This window comes from Erythrobacter ramosus, assembly GCF_009828055.1.
Classification (GTDB): domain Bacteria; phylum Pseudomonadota; class Alphaproteobacteria; order Sphingomonadales; family Sphingomonadaceae; genus Erythrobacter; species Erythrobacter ramosus.
The window spans coordinates 1-19,813 of sequence record NZ_WTYB01000002.1; the positions used below are offsets into that span (position 1 = coordinate 1).

Annotated in this window: 12 protein-coding genes; 5 read left to right on the top strand and 7 right to left on the bottom strand. The window is 61.8% G+C overall.

What is annotated here, in order from left to right; genetic code table 11:
- On the top strand, window positions 1-2,863 hold a 2,863-nt coding region (locus GRI59_RS06590), incomplete at its 5' end, for an Ig-like domain-containing protein (RefSeq protein WP_202390936.1).
- Between the two features lie 344 nt (window positions 2,864-3,207).
- Here GRI59_RS06590 and GRI59_RS06595 read toward each other — a convergent pair.
- Both GRI59_RS06595 and GRI59_RS06600 read right to left on the bottom strand, forming a co-directional pair.
- Window positions 3,208-4,656, bottom strand: coding sequence for a DUF1501 domain-containing protein (locus tag GRI59_RS06595; protein ID WP_160760458.1), 1,449 nt, complete (start codon window positions 4,654-4,656; stop codon window positions 3,208-3,210).
- An 18-nt stretch (window positions 4,657-4,674) separates the two neighbouring features.
- On the bottom strand, window positions 4,675-6,294 hold the full coding sequence (locus GRI59_RS06600; protein ID WP_337190244.1) for a DUF1800 domain-containing protein: 1,620 nt from the start codon (window positions 6,292-6,294) through the stop codon (window positions 4,675-4,677).
- Between the two features lie 795 nt (window positions 6,295-7,089).
- Here GRI59_RS06600 and GRI59_RS06605 point away from each other — a divergent pair.
- Entirely contained in the window at window positions 7,090-9,354 is a 2,265-nt protein-coding gene (locus GRI59_RS06605; protein WP_160760459.1) for a trypsin-like serine protease, read from the top strand.
- A 138-nt stretch (window positions 9,355-9,492) separates the two neighbouring features.
- Here GRI59_RS06605 and GRI59_RS06610 read toward each other — a convergent pair whose 3' ends face one another.
- Window positions 9,493-11,274: a tetratricopeptide repeat protein gene (locus GRI59_RS06610; protein WP_160760460.1), complete on the bottom strand. Its 1,782-nt coding sequence runs from the start codon at window positions 11,272-11,274 to the stop codon at window positions 9,493-9,495.
- A 320-nt stretch (window positions 11,275-11,594) separates the two neighbouring features.
- Between GRI59_RS06610 and GRI59_RS06615 the strand changes: the two genes are divergently transcribed.
- The gene (locus tag GRI59_RS06615; protein WP_160760461.1) at window positions 11,595-13,016 is read left to right on the top strand and encodes a M20/M25/M40 family metallo-hydrolase; all 1,422 of its coding nucleotides are present in this window, start codon (window positions 11,595-11,597) and stop codon (window positions 13,014-13,016) included.
- 325 nt (window positions 13,017-13,341) lie between these two features.
- On the opposite strand, the gene GRI59_RS15990 is transcribed toward GRI59_RS06615, so the two are convergent.
- Entirely contained in the window at window positions 13,342-14,178 is an 837-nt protein-coding gene (locus tag GRI59_RS15990; RefSeq protein WP_419866805.1) for an APC family permease, read from the bottom strand.
- Window positions 14,157-14,579 (bottom strand): amino acid permease, encoded by a 423-nt coding sequence (locus tag GRI59_RS16055; protein WP_272917003.1) that lies wholly within the window; start codon window positions 14,577-14,579, stop codon window positions 14,157-14,159. Before GRI59_RS16055 ends, GRI59_RS15990 begins: the two co-directional genes overlap by 22 nt.
- 263 nt (window positions 14,580-14,842) lie before the next feature.
- On the opposite strand from GRI59_RS16055, the gene GRI59_RS06625 reads away from it, so the two are divergent.
- Window positions 14,843-15,163 (top strand): hypothetical protein, encoded by a 321-nt coding sequence (locus tag GRI59_RS06625; protein ID WP_160760462.1) that lies wholly within the window; start codon window positions 14,843-14,845, stop codon window positions 15,161-15,163.
- 330 nt (window positions 15,164-15,493) lie between these two features.
- Here the strand turns inward: GRI59_RS06625 and GRI59_RS06630 are convergent, their stop codons facing one another.
- Both GRI59_RS06630 and GRI59_RS06635 read right to left on the bottom strand, forming a co-directional pair.
- Window positions 15,494-17,524: an NADPH-dependent 2,4-dienoyl-CoA reductase gene (locus GRI59_RS06630; protein ID WP_160760463.1), complete on the bottom strand. Its 2,031-nt coding sequence runs from the start codon at window positions 17,522-17,524 to the stop codon at window positions 15,494-15,496.
- Between the two features lie 15 nt (window positions 17,525-17,539).
- Window positions 17,540-18,346, bottom strand: a complete 807-nt coding sequence (locus GRI59_RS06635) for an enoyl-CoA hydratase/isomerase family protein (protein WP_160760464.1) — start codon at window positions 18,344-18,346, stop codon at window positions 17,540-17,542.
- A gap of 181 nt (window positions 18,347-18,527) precedes the next feature.
- Here GRI59_RS06635 and GRI59_RS06640 point away from each other — a divergent pair, with 181 nt between their 5' ends.
- The gene (locus GRI59_RS06640; protein WP_160760465.1) at window positions 18,528-19,709 is read left to right on the top strand and encodes an acyl-CoA dehydrogenase family protein; all 1,182 of its coding nucleotides are present in this window, start codon (window positions 18,528-18,530) and stop codon (window positions 19,707-19,709) included.
- Window positions 19,710-19,813 lie beyond the last annotated feature (104 nt).

The window sequence follows — 19,813 nt, forward strand, 5'->3', positions numbered from 1 at the left end:
CACCTGCGGCCAGCCATGGCGCAGGAGGCAATCTTGCACTAACAATCAACACGGACCACTCAGTGGGGGCCGGTCAAATATCGCGCGTGGAACTGTCATTGAGAATGCGATCGGTGGCGATCGTGACGATCAGATCATCGGCAACAGTGTCGCAAATTCGCTGGTCGGCAACGGGGGTAATGATAATCTCTTCGGTGGAGGGGGCGACGACGTCCTATCTGGCGGCACCGGCGATGACGTCCTCGACGGTGGTCCTGGCAACGATACTGCTGTCTTCAATGTCAATTTCGCTGATGCCCAGCTCACGCTGGAAGGCTCGGATATCTTCATTTCCAGCGCGGCGTTTGGCAAAGACCGGCTCATAGGTATCGAGAACCTGCGTTTCCTTGATGGCGATCGGACGGTTGCCTCGCTATTCGATGGCACCCCGCCCACGATCACAAGCTTCTCGCCGACCGACGGCGCAATCAATGTGGCGGTGGGCAGCAATGTTGTTGTCAACTTCTCCGAGGACATTCGGCGCGGCAGCGGCACGGTCGAGATCCGGAGTGGTTCTGCAACTGGCCCCGTGGTCGAGGCGTTCAATGTCGCCAGCAGCAGCCGGATTGCGATCAGCGGATCAGTCCTGACCATCGATCCGACGAGCGCTCTGACGCAAGGCACCACCTATTTTGTGGTCATCAACCCCGGTGCTATCGAAGACCTTGCGGGCAACGATTTTGCCGGGACCAGCGCCTATGACTTTGCCACGGTTCCGCCTGCGGACACCGCCGCGCCGCTTGCCACAAGCTTCTCGCCGACCGATGGCGCGGTCAATGTGGCGGTGGGCAGCAATGTTGTCGTCAGCTTCTCCGAGAACATTCGGCGCGGCAGCGGCACGGTCGAGATCCGGAGTGGTTCTGCAACTGGTCCCGTGGTCGAGTCCTTCAATGTCGCCAGCAGCAGCCGGATTGCGATCAGCGGATCAGTCCTGACCATCGATCCGACGAGCGCTCTGGCGCAAGGCACCACCTATTTTGTGGTCATCAACCCCGGTGCAATCGAAGACCTTGCGGGCAACGATTTTGCCGGGACCAGCACCTATGACTTTGCCACGGTTCCGCCTGCGGATACCGCCGCGCCCACGGTCACAAGCTTCTCGCCGACCGATGGCGCGGTCAATGTGGCGGTTGGCAGCAATGTTGTCGTCAACTTCTCCGAGGACATTCGGCGCGGCAGCGGCACGGTCGAGATCCGGAGTGGTTCTGCAACTGGCCCCGTGGTCGAGGCGTTCAATGTCGCCAGCAGCAGCCGGATTGCGATCAGCGGATCAGTCCTGACCATCGATCCGACGAGCGCTCTGACGCAAGGCACCACCTATTTTGTGGTCATCAACCCCGGTGCTATCGAAGACCTTGCGGGCAACGATTTTGCCGGGACCAGCACCTATGACTTTGCCACCGCCTTGCCCGAGAATCCTGACGAGCAGCCGGTCATCACCTCCAGCGGCGGTGGCGCGAATTCGGCTGTTTCGGTTCTTGAAGGCCCCACCTCGGTTATCAGGGTTGAGGCGACCGACCCCAACAGCGATATCCTGACCTACTCGATCACAGGTGGGCGTGATGTCGGTTTCTTCACCATCAACCCGCTCACGGGTGCGCTTGCATTTATCGCAGCGCCGGACTTCGAGACGCCGGCCGATAGTGACCGCGACAATCGCTACGAGGTGATCGTCACGGCCTTTGATGGGGTATTCGCTGATAGCCAGACGCTTAATGTCACGGTTGATGATCGCAGCGTGGCACCGCGGCTGATTGTGCCCGATGGCTTTGCCGGCGGGATCGGCGGGACCACAGCGCTGTTCGTAACCTCCGGCTTCCAGGATATCCGCATCATCGATGCGCCGGGCAACATTACGCTAAGCGGCGCTCCGGGCGGTGATGACATCATCCGCTTCGCTGGTGCTGCCGGCGCCTACACTATCACCCGTGTGGGCTCGCGGGTGGAAATTACCGACGGCGATACACGGGTGAGCATTCCAGTTAGTCCGACGGGCATCAATGTCGTATTTGCGGATGGTCCGCGCACGCTGGCGATCGTGGAAGGCAACGTGCGGATTGGCAGCCAGGTGGTTAGCGGGACCGCAACCGCGATCACGTCACAGGCAGAGCCTGATCCCTTGCCTGACCTTGCTGATCCAGCGGTGCGTGGACGGCTAACCGTTGCCGAAGGTTCGCCGGTGATCATCGATGGAAATGTCGATGTGTTCGGCACCAGCTTTGATGCTGAGAGCCTGACCATAACCGGCGGCGACGTGGCGATCCGCGGCGGCTTTACCGGCGGCGATGACATCATCAGCTTCACCGGACCGGCAAGCGACTTCACCGCAGTGCGCATTGGCAGTATCGTAATCATCGAAGGCGGTGATACGCGCGTCAGCATTCCGATAAGCCCTACCGGCACGCGCCTGTTGTTCGGTAGTGACGAGCGCCTGCTTAAGGTCGATACCAACAGCGGCACCATCCTCATCGGAACGCAGGAGATCGGGGCGACGCCGCAGCCCTTGGCAACCAATTCGTCGTCCGACGCCGAAATCTCCTTCGCGTCCAAAATGCCGAACGAGGGCGAGCTTCTGGTCATCGCCCCCACATCTTCCCCTGAAATGCTGGCCTTGGCCGGCAACAACAGCACCAGCGAGACCGACTTATCTGTGCTTGCGGCCCAGCTGGCTGGGGCTGACCCGGCGATGGTTGAACTGTTCAGCCCGGAAGTGCCCGAGTGCATCCAGGGCAGCGTGTTCGATCCCGCGAGCATCCACAGCCCCCCGCCCGATTACATGCCCGCCGCTCTTGCGTTCGACAGCTTCAATCCCGGAGGGGGATAGCCGAAACATCAAGACCCGGTTCTCAATTGTCTTGCTTCCAGCCTTCCGGACTCGGGAATGTGCGTTGGTATCAACAGGCCTGTCATTCTATGCGGCCTTTCGGTTTACCACCCACCTTCGGTCATAAGCGGGGGCGAGGCTCATTCCCGAAAGCGGCATAGCTGCTTCGGGCGGAATCGGACGGACAATTTGGTCTTCATGTATGACCGGGTCTGGGTCGATTGCTGAAAGAAAGGTCTGGTCGACACAAGAGACAAAGCCGCCGTTCGGCTTTGGGGCCAAGCTGATCTGACGGAACGAATTGCAAAGCGCAGCTCATGCCAATCTGGTAGCCGACTGATTTTCTATCGGGACGCCGCCACAGCGGTCTGCGCGGGCTTCATGAAACCAATATCGGCTGAGGCAAAGCGTCCTATATTGGGTGCAACCGAAGGCAGCTCGGAGGGCGCCACACCAAACCAAAGGCCCAGCGTCGCAGATAGCTCGTCGACCGAGGTGGCTGGCAGCAGTCTACCTTGTCCGACTTGGTCGTTGCTGGTGACTGAGACCTGCGGCGCACGTCCGTAGAACCGCCCCCCGCGCACGCCACCGCCGACGATGAAGTGGTGCGCGCCCCAGCCGTGATCGGAGCCATCGCCGTTTGAAGACAGGGTACGCCCGAAATCCGAGGCGGTGAAGGTCGTGACGTTTTCCGCGACGCCCAGCTCCACCGTTGCGCGGTAGAAGGAGTCAATCGCGGAATCGACCTGACCCAGCAGCCCGTCATGAGTGCCGATCAACCCATCGTGGTTGTCGAACCCGCCCAGCGAGACCAGGAACACTTGTCGCGTTACCCCTAGCCGCCCCCGGGCCGCGATCAGTTGCGCGACGACCCGAAGCTGGTCCGCTAGACGGTTGCCCGAACCGAAGCTGGTGTTCAGCGTCACGCCTCGCAGTGCATCATTGACGAAGGCGCCATACTGGATCGAACGATCGTTAAAGCGCGCATAGTCGGCCGCCATGACATTGCCCGAGCCACTGCGTAGCAGCGTGGAAAGCGCCTGCGAGGCGGCGGATGAATTGAACAGCCGGCCGTTCTGCAATGGGTTGTAAAGCGTCGCCCCGGTTGGCGACACCTGATAGGGGACTGCGGTCTGGCCACTCAGGAACACCGCGTTGCCCGTGGCATTGATCGCCGTGAACATCGCATTGGTGTTCGAGCTCAGTGCCAGATCGCCCATCCGGCCGCCCCACCCGGTGCGCGAGCCTTCAGGCTGCGAGCTTTGCCAGGTCGATTGCTGGTCATTGTGCGAAAACAGCTTGGCCGGACGTGGCACACTGCCCGCATCGTATTGCGCGCGGGTCAGCGGAGCGATCAACGGGCCGACATTGAGCAGCGGGGCCATTGCACCGGTATCGAACAGGGTCTTGAGCCGCGGCATGGTGGGGGCCAGCGCATAGGTGATGTCGTCGGTGAGCCGCTGGTCGGAGGGGGCGGCGAGCACAGTATTGGCAAGCGCGTTGCGGCCGAGCGCAATGCCCGATGCGTCCTCTGACCCAGCGGTTCCCCGGATCGCGGCATAGCGCGAGTAATTGGTCGCATCGAAGGGGACTAGAGTGTTCCCGTGATCGTTGCCGCCGTAGAGAAACACGCAGACCAGCGCCTTGTAGCCGCCGGTGCCGTTGAAGGCAGCCGCTTCGGCGAGGCCTGCAAGGTCGAGCGCGTAGGACGAGGCCGCCCCCATCATCGCCAGCTGGCCGGAGCGCCTGAGGAACGCCCGCCGCTCGATTTCAATGCTCTTACCGATGAACATGTCCGCGTCCCCCGAAGCTTACTTCTGAATCAGATAATCGGTGGATGCGAGGATCAGCAGGGCGCCGATCTGCACGCGCCGCAGCCGGTCGGCGTTGGTCGAGCTGGCGGTCAGCGCCACGTCCTCCATTGCTGTGCGGATCGTGTCGCGCACGCTCTGGCTGAGCTGCCGGCCGGTCAGCAGCAGATCAAGCCGGTCGATCAGCGCGGTGCTGTCCTGCGCAATCGCGACCTCAGCCGCAAAGTCGAGCGCGATGTCGGCGACCGGCGTCCGCCCGCCGGTGATCGCACGTTCGAGGAAATTGACATAGCCCGCCACCGAGGTCTCGTTGACCAGTTGGAATTCGGGCGCAAGCAGGCCGCGATTGGCAATTTCGGTGTTTGCAGGGAAGTAGCCTGGGCGGAAGAAGTTGAACACCGAGGGCGATCGCAACGGGCTTTGCCCCAACGCGCTGGCCTGATCGCTAAGATCGCCGATCAGCCAATTGCCGCTATTCGAACGCGCGCCGAAGGTTCTTGCAAGCTGCACATAACGTAGCACCGGTTCGCGCAGCTTGCCGAAATTAGGATTGGCCACATTGGCGGGATCGAGCGCCTCTGTGTCGGTAAGGATTGCCTTGAACACGGCGCCAAGATCCCCGCGTCGACCTTGACCGTTATTGGCAAAGATCGCGGCGACGCGGCCGACATAGGCCGGCGAAGGATTGCTCGTCACCAGCCGTTGGATCATCTGGCGGGCGAAGAACGGCCCGACATTGGGGTGGTTGAAAAGATGATCGAGCGCGCGCCGCAGACTTTCGGCCGCCCCGGTGCCGGCCGGGATGGTCATACCAAGGAAGGTCTTCGCTTCGGGCGAATGGAAACCGGTGGTGCGCGCGGGAACCCAGCGGGCCGGATCGGCGGTCATTGGCCGGCGGGTGTATTCGGCATCCGGGATCTGGCGCGTGCCGCCGACTTCGGGCGTGAAGGCGAGCCCGGCAAGGTCGAAGTCATAACCGGTGAACACCTTGGCGAGCCCGGTCACGTCTTCGCTGGTGTAGGATTCGACCGGACTGCCGTTCACCAGCCGGTTGGTGCCGTCGGCGTTCAGTTCGAACAGCCCGATCGTGAACAGCTGCATGACCTCGCGCGCGTAATTCTCGTCGGGCACCCGGCCGGTGCGGGGATCGGCGGCGCGGTTGCCGCGGGTGTTAAGAAACACGCCCATCGCGGGGTTCAGGGTAATGTCCTGCAACAGCTCGCGGAAATTGCCGAAGGCTTGGCGGTTGAGGATATCCCAGTATTCGCCGATCGCCGGCCCGCGCCAGGTGAGGTTGATGCCGGAGAGCGACGCTACGAAGAACTCCGACAGGGCGAACGCGATCCGCTTGCGCACGGGATTGCCGCCCGAAAGCAGCTGCGACCAGATCATGTAATCGCCGATGATCGCGGAGTTGTAAAAGCGGTTGGCATCGACGCGGTCGAGGCCACGGTCGGCAAAATAGCCGCGCGCGGTTTGGGCGTTGGCGGCGGCGAACTGGCGATCAAGCCACGGCTCGTATCCTTCGCTGCGCAGTTCGGCGATAGCCCCGGTCGAGGCGGAAAGCGAAGCCTTCAGGAGAAACCCTGCCGCTTCGGCATCGGTCTGGGGCTTGCGCACGGTGGCAACCGGCGGGCCGCCGCCGCCTGTGGTGCCACCGCCACCGCTGCCCCCTCCGCCGCAAGCCGCGACGGCCAGCGCAAGCGTGCTTACGGCTACTTCCCGAGTATCTCGGCCACCAAGCGTCTGAGCCTCAGGCGGGGCAGAGAGCGCAGCGGGACCACACTCCAGCTGCGCTGGCCGGGGCACTTGCCCTGTTTCGTCGCGCGGCATGGCATTCTTGTCATCACCCGGAAGAAACATTCGAGCGCCCCCTCAATTCCTAGACGTACGAAGGTTAGAAAACCCTTCGTCAAACTCCAGTTAAATCTGCATCGGACAAAAAAGCGCCAGAGCGGACTTGCGGACGTCGGACTCCGAGACGTCCTAGCCACCGACGTCCAGGCCATGCTGTCAACCGGTTCCGGCTGACCCATTTGAGGAGCGGCACGGCGGCTTTAGGGGGAACCACACGATCATTTTGATGGAAGCCAACGATCGACTCTGGGGCGGCAGCCGACACGGTCTGCTCGGGCTCCGAATGGCGGCTATTTGAGGTCCGTTTCCCAAAACCCGACATTCAAGAAGCGACCCCAGAGCTGACGTTTGGACACAGGATAACGATGCGGCCGTAAGCCAAGTAGGTTTCGCGCCTCACGGGAGCGATTGGATATCTGATCCAGACCTGCCTTGCGCATTCTTCCTGCTGCCGATCTTGGCGCCCGCCGTTGACGAGGCAGACCCATTCTGATCCAAATCCAGAAGAAGGGGGAAATAGTTATGTGGCGATTGAAATGGGAACCAATCCGACGGCTCTTGCCGCTGGTTTTGATGCTGTGCACGCCACATTTTGCCCTGGGCCAAGAGTTCAGCGGGGAAGCGCACTCAGAACAGATTAGTGCCGATGGCGATGAAGAAGATGAGCGCAGCCAAGCTTACGCCGCCAGCTTTGCCCAAAGCCTGAACAAGCGTGAGCGATCGGAATGGATCAATCTCAAGACCTATAGCGACGAGGAATGGGAGCGCGCCGAACACGCGGTCGCAGCAAATCTGGCAGCGTGTGACAAAGGCGATGCGCGGGCCTGCAAGACGGCTGGCGATGCCTACGTTTCCGGTGATGGCGTTTGGCCCGTGCCAGCGATAGCCTATATTCTTTACAAAGAGGCATGCGATGCCGGCGAGGGGGTCGGGTGCCGGGCCTATATCGAGTTGACCGAAACGGGCTATGGCTACCCTGACGGGGATCGAGAAGATGAAGCCGGCTTGATCGAAAGGGCCTGTGACCTCGGCGATCTGGTCGCATGCGACCGATACGCCAACGAATTGCAGGGACAGGATCTAGCCCGTTCGGATGCCATTCTTGAGAAGGCTTGCACGGCTGGAGGTGAGGAGGCTTGCCTAAGTCTCGGAGCGCGCCTTCTTGCAATCGGGCAGCCTGAAGACAATCAGCGCGCGGCTGAAATGTGGGACGCCATGTGCCGCAAATCGGTCGTGTCGGCCTGTCAGGCTATGGTCTTGCTGGCGAAAAACAAACCAGAGCCCGACGAAGCGCGAGCCGCCCAATACCAGCATTTGTCGTGCTATCTCGAAAGTGCCCCGGAATGCGTGAATATGGGCGATCGCGCCTATCGCGGAAACGGTGTCGCCGAGAACCGGGATCTTGCCATGGCCTATTATGACAAGGCTTGTCAGATCGATCCCGGATATTGCGAGATCTCCGCAACGCTTCGTTCCATCCCTGTGTTGCGAAACGCCTGCACACCGGATGATGCGCAAGCATGCACAAGCCTTGGCCGAGCCTTGTCTTACTCGCTCTCGCCGGAATTTGACCGTGAAACCGCCTTGGCATTGCTGCAATCGGGCTGCCGCCAAGGATTGGGCGACGCCTGCCTCGACGCGGTCGAAATCATCCGCAGGAACTACATATGGAACGATCTGGCGCGATCAGCGCCGATCAGTGAAATGCTCGAACGCGGCTGCGAGGCCGACAATCTGGATGCCTGCTTCAAACTCGCGGACGCGCTCGAGCTGGGCGAGCTTGGGACGACCAATGTCGAACGTTCAGCCGATCTGTTCAACCGCTTGTGCGACGCGGGATCTCTCGAAGCATGCGATCGGGCAAGCAAGTATGCCGGGTCTGCCCCCGGAGACCTTCCCGCGCCGATGCCCGAAATGCAGACATCGCGGTGGTCTTTCGAGACAGAGATTTGCTTAACACAGAACGAAATCTTCCGCGGGAAGACGTACTCGCATGAAAACTGCCCGCGGACCGAAAAGGGCATCCGTAGCAACCGGGCACTGCGCGATGAGGCGCCTTGGCAAGCGCTGCTCTGGCGACCCGAAATCCTCAACGGCATTCGTCTGGGCGTGACCCAGCGGGTGGCGTGTGGCGGCACGCTTATTAAAACGGGGTGGGTGCTGACAGCGGCGCATTGCCTGACCGACAACGAAACCAATGTTCGCACGGGAGGCCACCGGATCAGGCTGGGCGTTTTCAATCCGCAAGTTGACGAGGGGATCAGCTATCCGATCCTGCGTACCATCCCCCATCCGCAGTATGATGCATCAGAAAACTACGTCTTCGACATCGCCTTGATCCAGTACGATCCGCGCGCTGGCCGTGTCGGCCGTTCAAGCGACGCGGACAGCGTGCGCAGGAGGAATGCGATTAGCCCGGTCACTCTTGATCCCCTTGAAGTCGGCCAGCGCAAGATCGTCACTGGGATGCCGGCATATTCCTATGGTTGGGGTTGGACGGAGACTGAAAAAAGCAAGTCGAGCAATTATCTCCAGATCGTGACGATGGAGATGAAAAGCGAAACAGCTTGCACCGCGCAGACCAAATTCGTGAATGCAATGGGCGATGCCGCCTTGTGTGTTGGCGGCAAGAATGGCGCACAGATGTGCTACGGCGATAGCGGCGGCCCGCTGGTCTTGTATGGCAACCGCGGCGCGCGGGCGATCTTGATCGGCGTTGTCAGCGCCGGCAAGCAATGCGGCGCAACCGGCCTGCCGAGCCAGTATACCCGCGTCGCAAAAGTCAAAAGCTGGATCAAGAAATACGTCAAAGGCATTCCTTAGGTCAGTTTGTCCGCTCCCCAACCAGCTCCGGTCATGAGCGGGATCGAAGCGCGGTCCCGAAAGCCGCATGGCGGCTTTCCCGTAGACAGCATACCACTTGCCTTTCAGACAGCGGCACGAGTCCGACCATGCGCAGGACTAGATCCGGTTCATCGTCACCCAGCTTTTGTCGCCTCGCCAGACCTCTGCAAAGGCTCTCTCAGACGCCAGCCTTTCACGGTAATTGCCGAGCCTTGCCTCGGTTCGGGCAAGGCCAAAAAGGGCAAGGGCGCTGTTCGGCGCTTCGAACAGCGCCGCTTGAAACGCCGTCTTGGCATCCTCGAACCGTCCGGCCTCAAACAAGGCCGCGCCCAGTGACTGTTTGACCGGGTAATACCAGTACGGTGGTTCGTTATACGGCACGGATTTCTGCATTTCCGCGGCCTTGGTAAAGTGCACGATCGCATCGCCGTGGCGCTTGCTTGCCATTGCTCGTCTGCCTTTTGCCACCTCTGTCGCCAGTGTGATGATCAGCGGTGCGGGAAAGCCGTTCGCCTCCATGGTCGCGGCCGCCTTGCTCCTTGCTAGGCGCTCCATCGCCGCGATTTCGGCGGCGAAATCGCCAAGCTTCGGGTTGAGCCCGATGGCCACAGCGCGGGCATAGTGGCGCATGGCTTCGACATATTCGAGCGGATGCGGATCGGCGGTCAGGGCGATGATGGCCTCGGGGGAGGAATACTGCGCGTGGGCAAAATAGGGTGCGGCATAGATTGCCTGCACCCAGTAAAGCTCCCGGCCGATCTCGGCGTCGATGACGCTCTCGAGCTTGCGGGTCTGGTTGAGAACGGTTGGCAAGTCGCCCATCGCCTGCGCCGATGTCAGCAGGAAATGCACATTGTGCGGATAGTACCCGAAGCGGACCAGGCCGTCGTCGCCGAACGTCGCCAGATAGGCCTCGTCCGCCGCGACCGCGCGCTTGTTGGCCTCGATGGAATCCTGATAGCGGCCAAGCCGGAAGTAGATATGCGCCGGCATGTGGACGAGATGGCCGAGTGCTGCCGGTCCGGTCTTGTCGAGCCGATCGGCGGCCGCTTCCGCCTTGGCCGGATCAGGAAGTTCCAGCAAATGGATGTAAAGATGGGAGGCCTGCGGATGATCGGGCGTGCGCGCCCTCACGCGTTCGATCAACCCAACCGCCTCCGCAATCAACGGCGCCGGTACGCCATCGACTGACCAGTAGTTCCAAGGGCTGGTGTTCATCGCCGCTTCGGCAGCGAGCACGGCGAGATCATCGCTCTCGGGAAATTGTCTCGCGAGCGCGAGCATGGCCTGCGCGTAACCCCGATCAAGCTTACCCCGGTCTGCGGCGGGATCCGACGAATAGCGCAGTTCCTGCGCGGCGATAAGCGCGTTGGTGAAGGCGCCCGATTGCGTGGACAGGCGCCGTGCCTGCTCCAGCGCGTGCAAGGCTGGGGCGTTTTGCCCCGCATCCATTCCTGCATTGATATTCGGGCCGCGCGCCAGAGCCTCACCCCACCAGCATTCGGCACACGACGGATCGATCTCGCGCGCACGAACGAAAGAGGCAATTGCGGCGCGGTGGTTGAAGCCATAGGCGAAGGCGAGGCCCTGATCGAAATAGCGACGCGCCTCGGATTTTAGCTTGCCGAGCGGAAGGTCCGAGCGGGCGATGTCGGGAAACAGGCCAATCGCGCCGGCACTCATGCCGCGCTCGCTTGCGATGTCCGCCGCAAGTTGCAGCCTGGCGGAGTAGGCTGCATCGAAACCCGCATTGCCGCGGCAGGCGGAGCGCCCGGGGCGGGTCGGATCAAGCGCCGCGAAGGCCTTGTCCGACAGCTCGAAGGACGATGTCGATGCGGTTGCCCCCGTGCACGCAAGCGAAACGAGGACGGCGGCAGAAAAGCCGGTGAAGTTGCCCATCGTGCACCTCCGAATACGTGGTGTGACCAATTCGGGTCGACGTTATGCGGATTCGAGTAGGAACGGAAGGAATTCGAGATGTCCGGCGTCCCATGCCAACCCAATCTCGGCATACGCGCACCGTCGATAATCGATCGCGACCGCATGGTGGAGGCTTTCGGGCGCGAGCTGTCAACGCTTATTGGTAGACGGAACGACAGCTTACTAGCACTCGGCGACTAGAAGCCGCCATTCAGCAAGTGACCCCGCTGCGAACATCTTGAACGTGCACTTGCACCCAGAAAGGGATTGGAGCATGATTTTATCAACGTGGAGATGGCATGCAAAAACGACCTGATTTCAAGGCTCTTAAGGGTCTGGGCATTCTGACCATTCTCGCGAGCGGGCCCCTGGCGGCAGAAACTCCGCTTCGCCCTGACGAACTCGCCTACCGTGAACTGTTCGAGGAACTGGTCGAGACCAACACCACCCTGAGCAGCGGGAGTTGCACTCTTGCAGCCGAGCGGATGGCTACGCGTCTGAGGGACGCGGGACTGCCCGAATCCCAGATCACCCTTTTCGCCGATTTCGATCATCCGAAGGAGGGCGGTCTCGTCGCTGTCTACCCAGGCACATCTAGGACCCTCAAGCCGATCCTTGGCATCGCCCATATCGACGTCGTGGAAGCCAAGCGCGAGGACTGGGTGCGCGATCCCTTCACGCTGATGGAGGAAGACGGCTATTTTTACGCCCGCGGGGTGGCCGACACCAAGGCGCTGGCCGCTACGCTGGTCGACACCCTGATCCGCTTCCAGCGTAGCGGCTACAAGCCGAAGCGCACCGTCAAGATCGCGCTCACTTGCGGCGAGGAGACCAACGGCGCCTTCAACGGGGTCGAGTGGCTGGTCGCCAACCGCCGCGATCTGATCGATGCCGCCTTCGCGCTCAATGAGGGCGGCGGCGGCACCACCGACGGCAACGGAAAAGTTGTCGAGCAGACCATGCAAGTCGGCGAAAAGACCTTCGCCACCTACCGGTTGGAGACCCGCAATCCCGGCGGCCACAGCTCGGTCCCGCGCCCCGACAACGCCATCTACCAGCTAGCGCAGGCGCTGACGAAGCTCGGGGCCTACGAGTTCCCGCTCGAAATGACCGAGACGACCCGTGCCTATTTCCGCCAAGCGGGCATGGGCCGCAAGGACGAGACCGGTGCGGCGATGGTCGCGCTGGCAACTAACCCGGGCGACACGACGGCCGAGGCGATCGTCAACCACGATCCGTTTCTCCATTCGAACCTGCGCACCACCTGCGTTGCGACGATGCTGGACGGTGGGCATGCCCGCAACGCGCTGGCGCAACGCGCGGGGGCCTATGTCAACTGCCGCATCTTCCCGGGCCACCCGGTGGAGGAAATCCGCGCCGAGCTCGCACGTGTGATCGACGATCCCGGTGTGACGGTCACGACGCTGCCGCCGCTGCGTCCGGCTCCGCCCCCGCCCCCGCTCGCAGCCGAGGTGATGGAGCCCGCGGCGAAGCTCGTCGCGAAGTATTTTCCCGGGGTGCCATTGGTTCCGGTGATGGCCAACGGGTATACCGATGCGACTTTCCTCACGGCGGTCGGTATTCCCACATATGGAGTGCCGGGGCTGTGGGGCGATCCCGACGGCAACGGCGCGCACGGGCTCGACGAGCGGATCGAGGTGCGGTCGGTCTATCTCGGGCGCGATTTCCTGTTCGATCTGATAAAGGCTTACGCCGAATAGGCGCCGACCAGCACAGCCCATCCGACGGGGCTCGTACAGCGACAGGAAATGGTCCGGTTGATGAATGGCGGGTCCTAGCTAGAAATGCGGGAAAGCCGCATATCGGCTTTCAAGTCGCCGCTGCAACGCATTTCCCGACCGCTCGTGGGTGGGAGGCTGTCTGTCTGCTTTGGGCCTGCTAAATGGCGAAATCAGACATTCAAGCGAGCTTGCGGGCATGACAGCATCGCGCCCTAAAATTAGGCGCTTAGCGCGAAATGCTCCGCGCTGTCTCTCTGCTCGCAAACGAAGTCGAATGGTTTGTGCACGGAAATGGCGGACATTCTCAGGCAGTCAAGTTTCCGACAGCTATGATCAAGCCAAGCATCTGAAATGCTTCTGCGGGTGCCTGACTGGCCACCCACAAGGATGATATGACGGCGAGCGCGGACACGGGCAGGTGCCACCATGGCGCCCTTTCTGCTTCCCGGTGTTCCAATACCGGTAAAGCCAATCCGCAGAGCAAATACATCACGAGCCGCGAAAGTGCGCTGGCTACGGCCAGCGTAGCAAAGCCCGCCCACAGACTGAATAGGATTGCCGTGCCACCAAAGAAAACGATTGAGACGTCGGGTGTTTGAAAGCGGTTTGAGACGTGGGCGAAAATCCGCGGGAGCGTTCCTTGCTCTCCCATGCCGAACGTCATCCGCGGCGTTACGATGCCACCCACAAGTGAGTTTGCGCCTATAGAAAAAGCGGCCGCCAGCGAAATCGCGATCACGCCAAACTGCCCTACCAATTGGCCGGCCGCGGCTGCCAGTGCATTTTCGTTCCCGTCAGCCTGCGGGGCAAAGGCTGCGTAAGCCCAGATCACCAGCATGGTAAACAGGGTGAAAGCAGCAAGCGTGGTCATCAACGCCAACGGAATTGTCCGCTTTGGATTGCGTAGCTCTCCGGCGGCCATGTTGCTATTCTCGAAGGCCATGAAAGCGTAAAATGTAAGTAGAACGACGCTTTCAAAATCACTGAATTGCGGCAGGCTGATACCTATGTCCGGGTCTTTCGCAGCAAGACCCACGACGATGAGGGCGATTAGCGGAACGATCTTGACGATAGTCATGACGCCTAAGGTCCGCACAGACGCTCGCATCCCAACCAGGTTTACGACCGTCGTGAAGATAATAAACTGATGACCGCCGCCGCCTTCATCCCAGGGTCGTTCAAGACTGGGAAGAGCACCGCGAGATACGCGACTGCTACATGGGTATTCGCCGCAATGGCGACAACGCCCGAAGCAAAGCGCGTCCAACCTGATTGAAAGCCGAGGAATGATCCGAATGCAGCGTGGACGTAGATCGGCGGACCACCGCTTGTTTCAAAACGGGTTGAGAGTGCGGCGAATACATACACCAGTGGCAAGATCAGCAGCGCACCTAGCAGCATCATCCAAGGTGCGAAATTTCCGACTGCCGCGAACATGATGGCGGGCAAAGCGAAAATGCCTGATCCAATCATGCCATTTGCCGGCAACAAGGCAGTGCCCCAAAAACCCACTGTGCGCCGTAGTGTTTTGGCGTCTGTCATGTAGCCCCCGATGTAAGATTAACTCTGCACGGCTCTCGGTTTTTCCAAAAGCAACCCGGTGTCTAACGCGCTTTTTGAACGACAGCTTTCCACCCACCATCGGTCATGAGCAGAGCTTATGCGCGCCCCTGAAACCGACACGGCTGTTTCGGGCGGAAGCGGACGTTCAATCTGGCGATCGCGAACGACTAGGTTTGGGTCGGGATCGGCCGCTGCCTGCATGGCCGGTGGTTTGTGGTCGTAATCCTGTTAGGCTTGGCAGCATGACCCACACCCACAAGCTTTCCGGTATCGTCGGCGTTGACGGGTTTGAATATGAGTGGGAGCTGCGCAGCGAGCCACAGTGGAGCGAGTCTGAAGGCTGGAAAGGCATGACCGTCGCTTTGTTGCGCAAGCACACCCAGCGCGGAGCTTTGCTGGAATTCCCTCCGCCGAAACGTTTACTCAAAGGCCTGCAACGCGGCCGACTCCAAGTCAGCGATGCGGTTGTTATCAGGGGCATTCAGGCAGCGTTAGACGCCGGCTGGGAACCTGCGTCCCGGGGAAAGCCGATGGTTTTCATGGTCGATGCTGACGGTAACTAGCTGCAGATCGCCGCACGGAGGCGAGAATTCGAGCCGAGCATTTCTCTCAAAAGCATGGGATGGCGAGAGGTCAGCACATGGCTGGACAGTCGCCCTGCCGCATGTCGCGGGCGCGTACATGGAAAAGCACTGGCTTGCTCGCTTGGCAATTCTGGCTTTGCTTGCGCCGAGACGGGTCTCACCACAAGACGCATGACGAGCGGTTCGAGCGGCTGAAATGAAGCGCATCGCTGACCGGCAGCGGGTTGCCAGTCTCGAGGATATCCCATGTCTGGAGATGGGCCGCCATGCCTAGCACCACGAGCTGACGCCGTCATTGATCGTCCCTGTTCAGGCAACCAATGCGAATTCGGTTGCCTGCTTGATTGCCTGCTTGGCATCAAGCTCGGACGCCTCGAATGCGCCGCCGATCAGCAGCGGGCTTGCGCCCTTCGCCACCAATTCGTCATGCAGCGCGCGGGCTGGAAGCTGGCCCGCACACACGATGATGGTGTCGACTGCGAGCACCTGCGGTTCGCCCTCGATCCTGATGTGGAGCCCGGCATCGTCGATCCGGTCATATTCGACCCCGGCAACCATCTTCACCCCGCGCCGCTGGAGCGCCAATCGGTGGGTCCAACCGGTCGTCCGGCCGAGCCCCTTGCCGACCGCGCTGGTCTTGCGCTGGAGCAACCAGACCTCACGGCCGCTGGATTGCACCACCGGGGTGACCCCGGTGACGCCCCCGCGCGGGTGGTTCTTGAAATCGATGCCCCATTCTTTCGCAAACACCTCGATATCGAGCGCGCCCGAGGGGCCATCGTGGGTAACGAGTTCGGCGACGTCGAAGCCGATCCCGCCCGCGCCCATGATTGCGACCCGCTGGCCGACGCTGGCCGTGCCGCGGATCACATCAATGTAGCGCACCACCTTTGGGTGATCGATTCCGGGGATTTTGGGCGTGCGCGGCTCGATTCCGGTGGCGATGATGATCTCGTCATAGCCGCCCGCCAGCAGATCGTCGGCGGAGACACGGGTTGAAAGACGTAGGTCCACCCCGTGCTTCTCGATCATTCGGCCGAAATAGCGCAGGGTCTCGGTGAATTCCTCCTTGCCGGGGATGCGCTTGGCGAGGTTGAACTGCCCGCCGATCTCCTCGGCTGCATCGAACAGGGTCACATGATGGCCACGTTCGGCGGCGAGCGTCGCATAGGCGAGGCCCGCGGGGCCAGCACCGACCACGGCAATCCGCTTGGGTGCCAGCGTTGCCGTCAGTGTCAGCTCGGTCTCACGGCAGGCGCGAGCATTGACGAGGCACGAGGTCTCGCGTCCGGTGAAGGTGTGATCGAGACAGGCCTGGTTGCAGCCGATGCAGGTGTTGATCTCGTCCTCGCGGCCCTCGGCGGCCTTCTTCACCAATTCGGCGTCGGCCAGCATCGGCCGCGCCATCGAGACCAGATCGGCATCGCCGCGCGCCAGCACCGCCTCGGCGACATCGGGCATGTTGATGCGGTTGCTGGTTATAACGGGAACTGAGACTTCCTTACGCAGCCGCCCGGTGACCTGCGCGAAGGCCGCGCGGGGTACCATGGTGGCGATCGTCGGCACGAAGCTTTCGTGCCAGCAGAAGTGGGTGGAGATCACGTCCACCCCTTCGGCTTCCAATGCGCGGGCAAGGCTTGCCACCTCGTCCCACGCCAGCCCGCCTTCGAGCATGTCCATCGCCGAGATGCGGAAGATCACGACGAAGTCCGGCCCCACCGCCGCGCGCGTCCGGCGCACCACTTCGAGCGGGAAGCGCATCCGGTTTTCCCACGATCCGCCCCAGCGGTCGGTCCGCAAGTTCGTCTTTTCGACGAGGAAGGTGGAGATCAGATAGCCCGCCGAACCGATGATCTCGACCCCGTCATAGCCGGCCTCCTGCGCCAGAGCCGCGCAGCGGGCGAAGGCATCAATCTGCTCCTCGATGCCTGCCTCGTCGAGCTCGACCGGAGCGTAGCGGCCGATGCGCGACTTGACTGGGGAGGGGGCAACGGCCTCGGGCACCCCCGCCAGCGAGCCGGAGTGAAGAATCTGCATGCAGATCTTTACCTCGGGATCGGCAGCATGGACGGCCTGCGTCACCTCGCGGTGCATCGCGACTTCTTCAGGGCCGGTGAGTTTCGCGCCATAGCCGCCGCTGGGGTGCGGAGAGATGCCGCCGGTGATGATCATGCCGACGCCGCCCTTTACCCGCTCGACGAAATAGGCGGCAAGGCGCTTGGCCGGTTCGGGGCCGTCTTCGAGGCCGGTGTGCATCGAGCCCATGATGATGCGGTTCTTCACCACCTGCTTGCCGATGGTGAGCGGGCTGAAGACGTGGGGATACTTGGGATGGGTCATAGGTGAGTTTGGCCTTCAGTCGGGAATGTAGTCGGGGCGGCGCTTTCCGAGGAAGGCGCGCATGCCTTCGGCAAAGTTCGGGCTGGCCGCCGTCATCAGCTGGTTGCGGTTCTCGATCGCCATGGCGGCCTCCAGGCTCGCGGCATCGACCGCCATATTGAGGCCCTCCTTGGTCATCCTCAGGCCCATCGGCGATGCAGCGAGCATGTCATCGACATAGGATTGCGCGGCGGTTTCTAGCTGATCATCGGCCACCACCTCGCTCACCAGCCCTGTCGCCAGCGACCGGCGGGCATTGATGAAGCGCCCGGTCAGCATCAGTTCTGAGGCGAGCGACACCCCCACCAGCCGCGGCAGGAAATAGCTCACCCCCATGTCGCAGGCGGACAGGCCGAGGCGGATGAAGGCAGCGTTCATCCGCGCGCTTTCTCCGGCGATGCGGATGTCGGCGGCCAGCGCGAAGGCAAAGCCCCCGCCGCAAGCCGCGCCGTGCACCAGCGCAATGATCGGCTGCGGGCAGCGGCGCATCTTGATATAAACGTCGGCGAGGAATCCCTGAAACCCGAACCCTCCGCCAAACGGCACTGCGCCGGGATCGCGAGTGCCATGATCCTTGATGTCGAGCCCCGCGCAAAACGCCCGCCCCGCGCCGCGCATTACCACGATGCGGGTCGCGCGGTCATTGTAGAGCGCGCCGAAATAGTCGTTGAGTTCGCCCGCCATTTCGGTGGTGATCGCATTGAGCGAGTCGGGCCGGTTGAGCGTCAGCCAATCGACCTCGCCGCGCTTCTCGACCGCAATTGTTGTGTACTGCCCTGCCATCAAACTCTCCGCCGCCGCCGGTATTGCCGAGGCCACTTTGTGCAAGGTTGTAGCTGGCGAAAAGGACTTGTTGCTCTAGCAATTCACGCAGGTGCATTTTGGTCGCTATGGCTCCTTAGAGAGACTGGACCAGGCACCCGGCGCACCGCAGACAAGGGGCCGACAAGGGAACATAAGTGACATGACGATCAGCACCGAAGCGCTGGAGATGGCAACACGGGTAGAGGCCTTCGTACGGGAGCAGATCTTCCCCTACGAACAGGACCCTCGCCGCGATCACCATGGCGCGCCGACCGACGCGCTGGTCATGGAAATGCGCGAGCTGGCGCGGGCGGCGGGCGTGTTGACCCCGCATATCCGGCCCGATGGCAGCCACTTCAACCAGCGCGAAACCGCGGTGATCCTGATCAAATCGGGCCTCACTCCGCTTGGCATGCTGGCCTGCAACACGCAGGCGCCCGACGAGGGCAACATGTATCTGATTGGCAAGGTCGGAAGCCCTGACCTCAAAGAGCGCTTCCTCACCCCGCTGGTCTCGGGCCAGGCGCGCTCGGCGTTCTTCATGACCGAACCGGCCGAGCTCAACGGCGCGGGCGCGGACCCTTCGATGATGATCACCACCTGCCGCAAAGACGGCAACCACTGGGTCATCAACGGCAAGAAGTGCTTCATCACCGGCGCGGAAGGCGCGAAGGTCGGGATCGTGATGGCCAAGTCCGAAGACCCCGACAGCCACGGCGGGGCCTGCATGTTCCTCGTCGACTTGCCTGACCCGGCGATCCAAATCACGGGGGTGCCGAACACCATCGATAGCTCGATGCCCGGCAGCCATGCCGAGATCTCCATCGACAACCTGCGGGTGCCCGCTGACCAGATGCTCGGCGATGCAGGCGAGGGGTTCAAGTATGCTCAGATCCGCCTTTCGCCTGCACGGCTCTCCCACTGCATGCGCTGGCTGGGCGGCTGCATCCGCGCGCAGGAGATCGCGGTCGACTATGCCAACCGCCGCATGGCCTTTGGCAAGCCGCTGATTGATCACGAGGGCGTCGGCTTCATGCTCGCCGAGAACATGATCGATCTGAAGCAGTGCGAACTGATGATCGACTGGTGCGCGGGCGTGCTCGACACCGGATCGCTTGGCACGGTGGAAAGCTCGATGACCAAGGTCGCCGTGTCAGAGGCGCTGATGCGCGTCGCCGACAAGTGTGTGCAGGTGATGGGCGGCACGGGTGTGACCGACAAGACCATCGTCGAGACGATGTTCCGCGAAATCCGCGCCTTCCGCATCTATGACGGCCCGACCGAGGTCCACAAGTGGAGCCTCGCCAAGAAGTTGCGGCGCGACTGGAAGGCCGAGCAGTAAGTAGCGCGTTGGCGGCGGCCATCAGGGGCGCATGGCCCGCGGCCGCTTCACGCAAGACGTTCGCGTGATGAGTCCTGCGGAGGTGGCCAGCCGTTTCAAACCGG

Bases quoted from the DNA above. Each gene is read 5' to 3' on its own strand.
- GRI59_RS06595 (WP_160760458.1), bottom strand. From the start codon at position 4,656: ATGTTCATCGGTAAGAGCATTGAAATCGAGCGGCGGGCGTTCCTCAGG.
- GRI59_RS06610 (WP_160760460.1), bottom strand. From the start codon at position 11,274: ATGGGCAACTTCACCGGCTTTTCTGCCGCCGTCCTCGTTTCGCTTGCG.
- GRI59_RS06615 (WP_160760461.1), top strand. From the start codon at position 11,595: ATGCAAAAACGACCTGATTTCAAGGCTCTTAAGGGTCTGGGCATTCTG.
- GRI59_RS16055 (WP_272917003.1), bottom strand. From the start codon at position 14,579: ATGACAGACGCCAAAACACTACGGCGCACAGTGGGTTTTTGGGGCACT.
- GRI59_RS06625 (WP_160760462.1), top strand. From the start codon at position 14,843: ATGACCCACACCCACAAGCTTTCCGGTATCGTCGGCGTTGACGGGTTT.
- GRI59_RS06630 (WP_160760463.1), bottom strand. From the start codon at position 17,524: ATGACCCATCCCAAGTATCCCCACGTCTTCAGCCCGCTCACCATCGGC.
- GRI59_RS06635 (WP_160760464.1), bottom strand. From the start codon at position 18,346: ATGGCAGGGCAGTACACAACAATTGCGGTCGAGAAGCGCGGCGAGGTC.
- GRI59_RS06640 (WP_160760465.1), top strand. From the start codon at position 18,528: ATGACGATCAGCACCGAAGCGCTGGAGATGGCAACACGGGTAGAGGCC.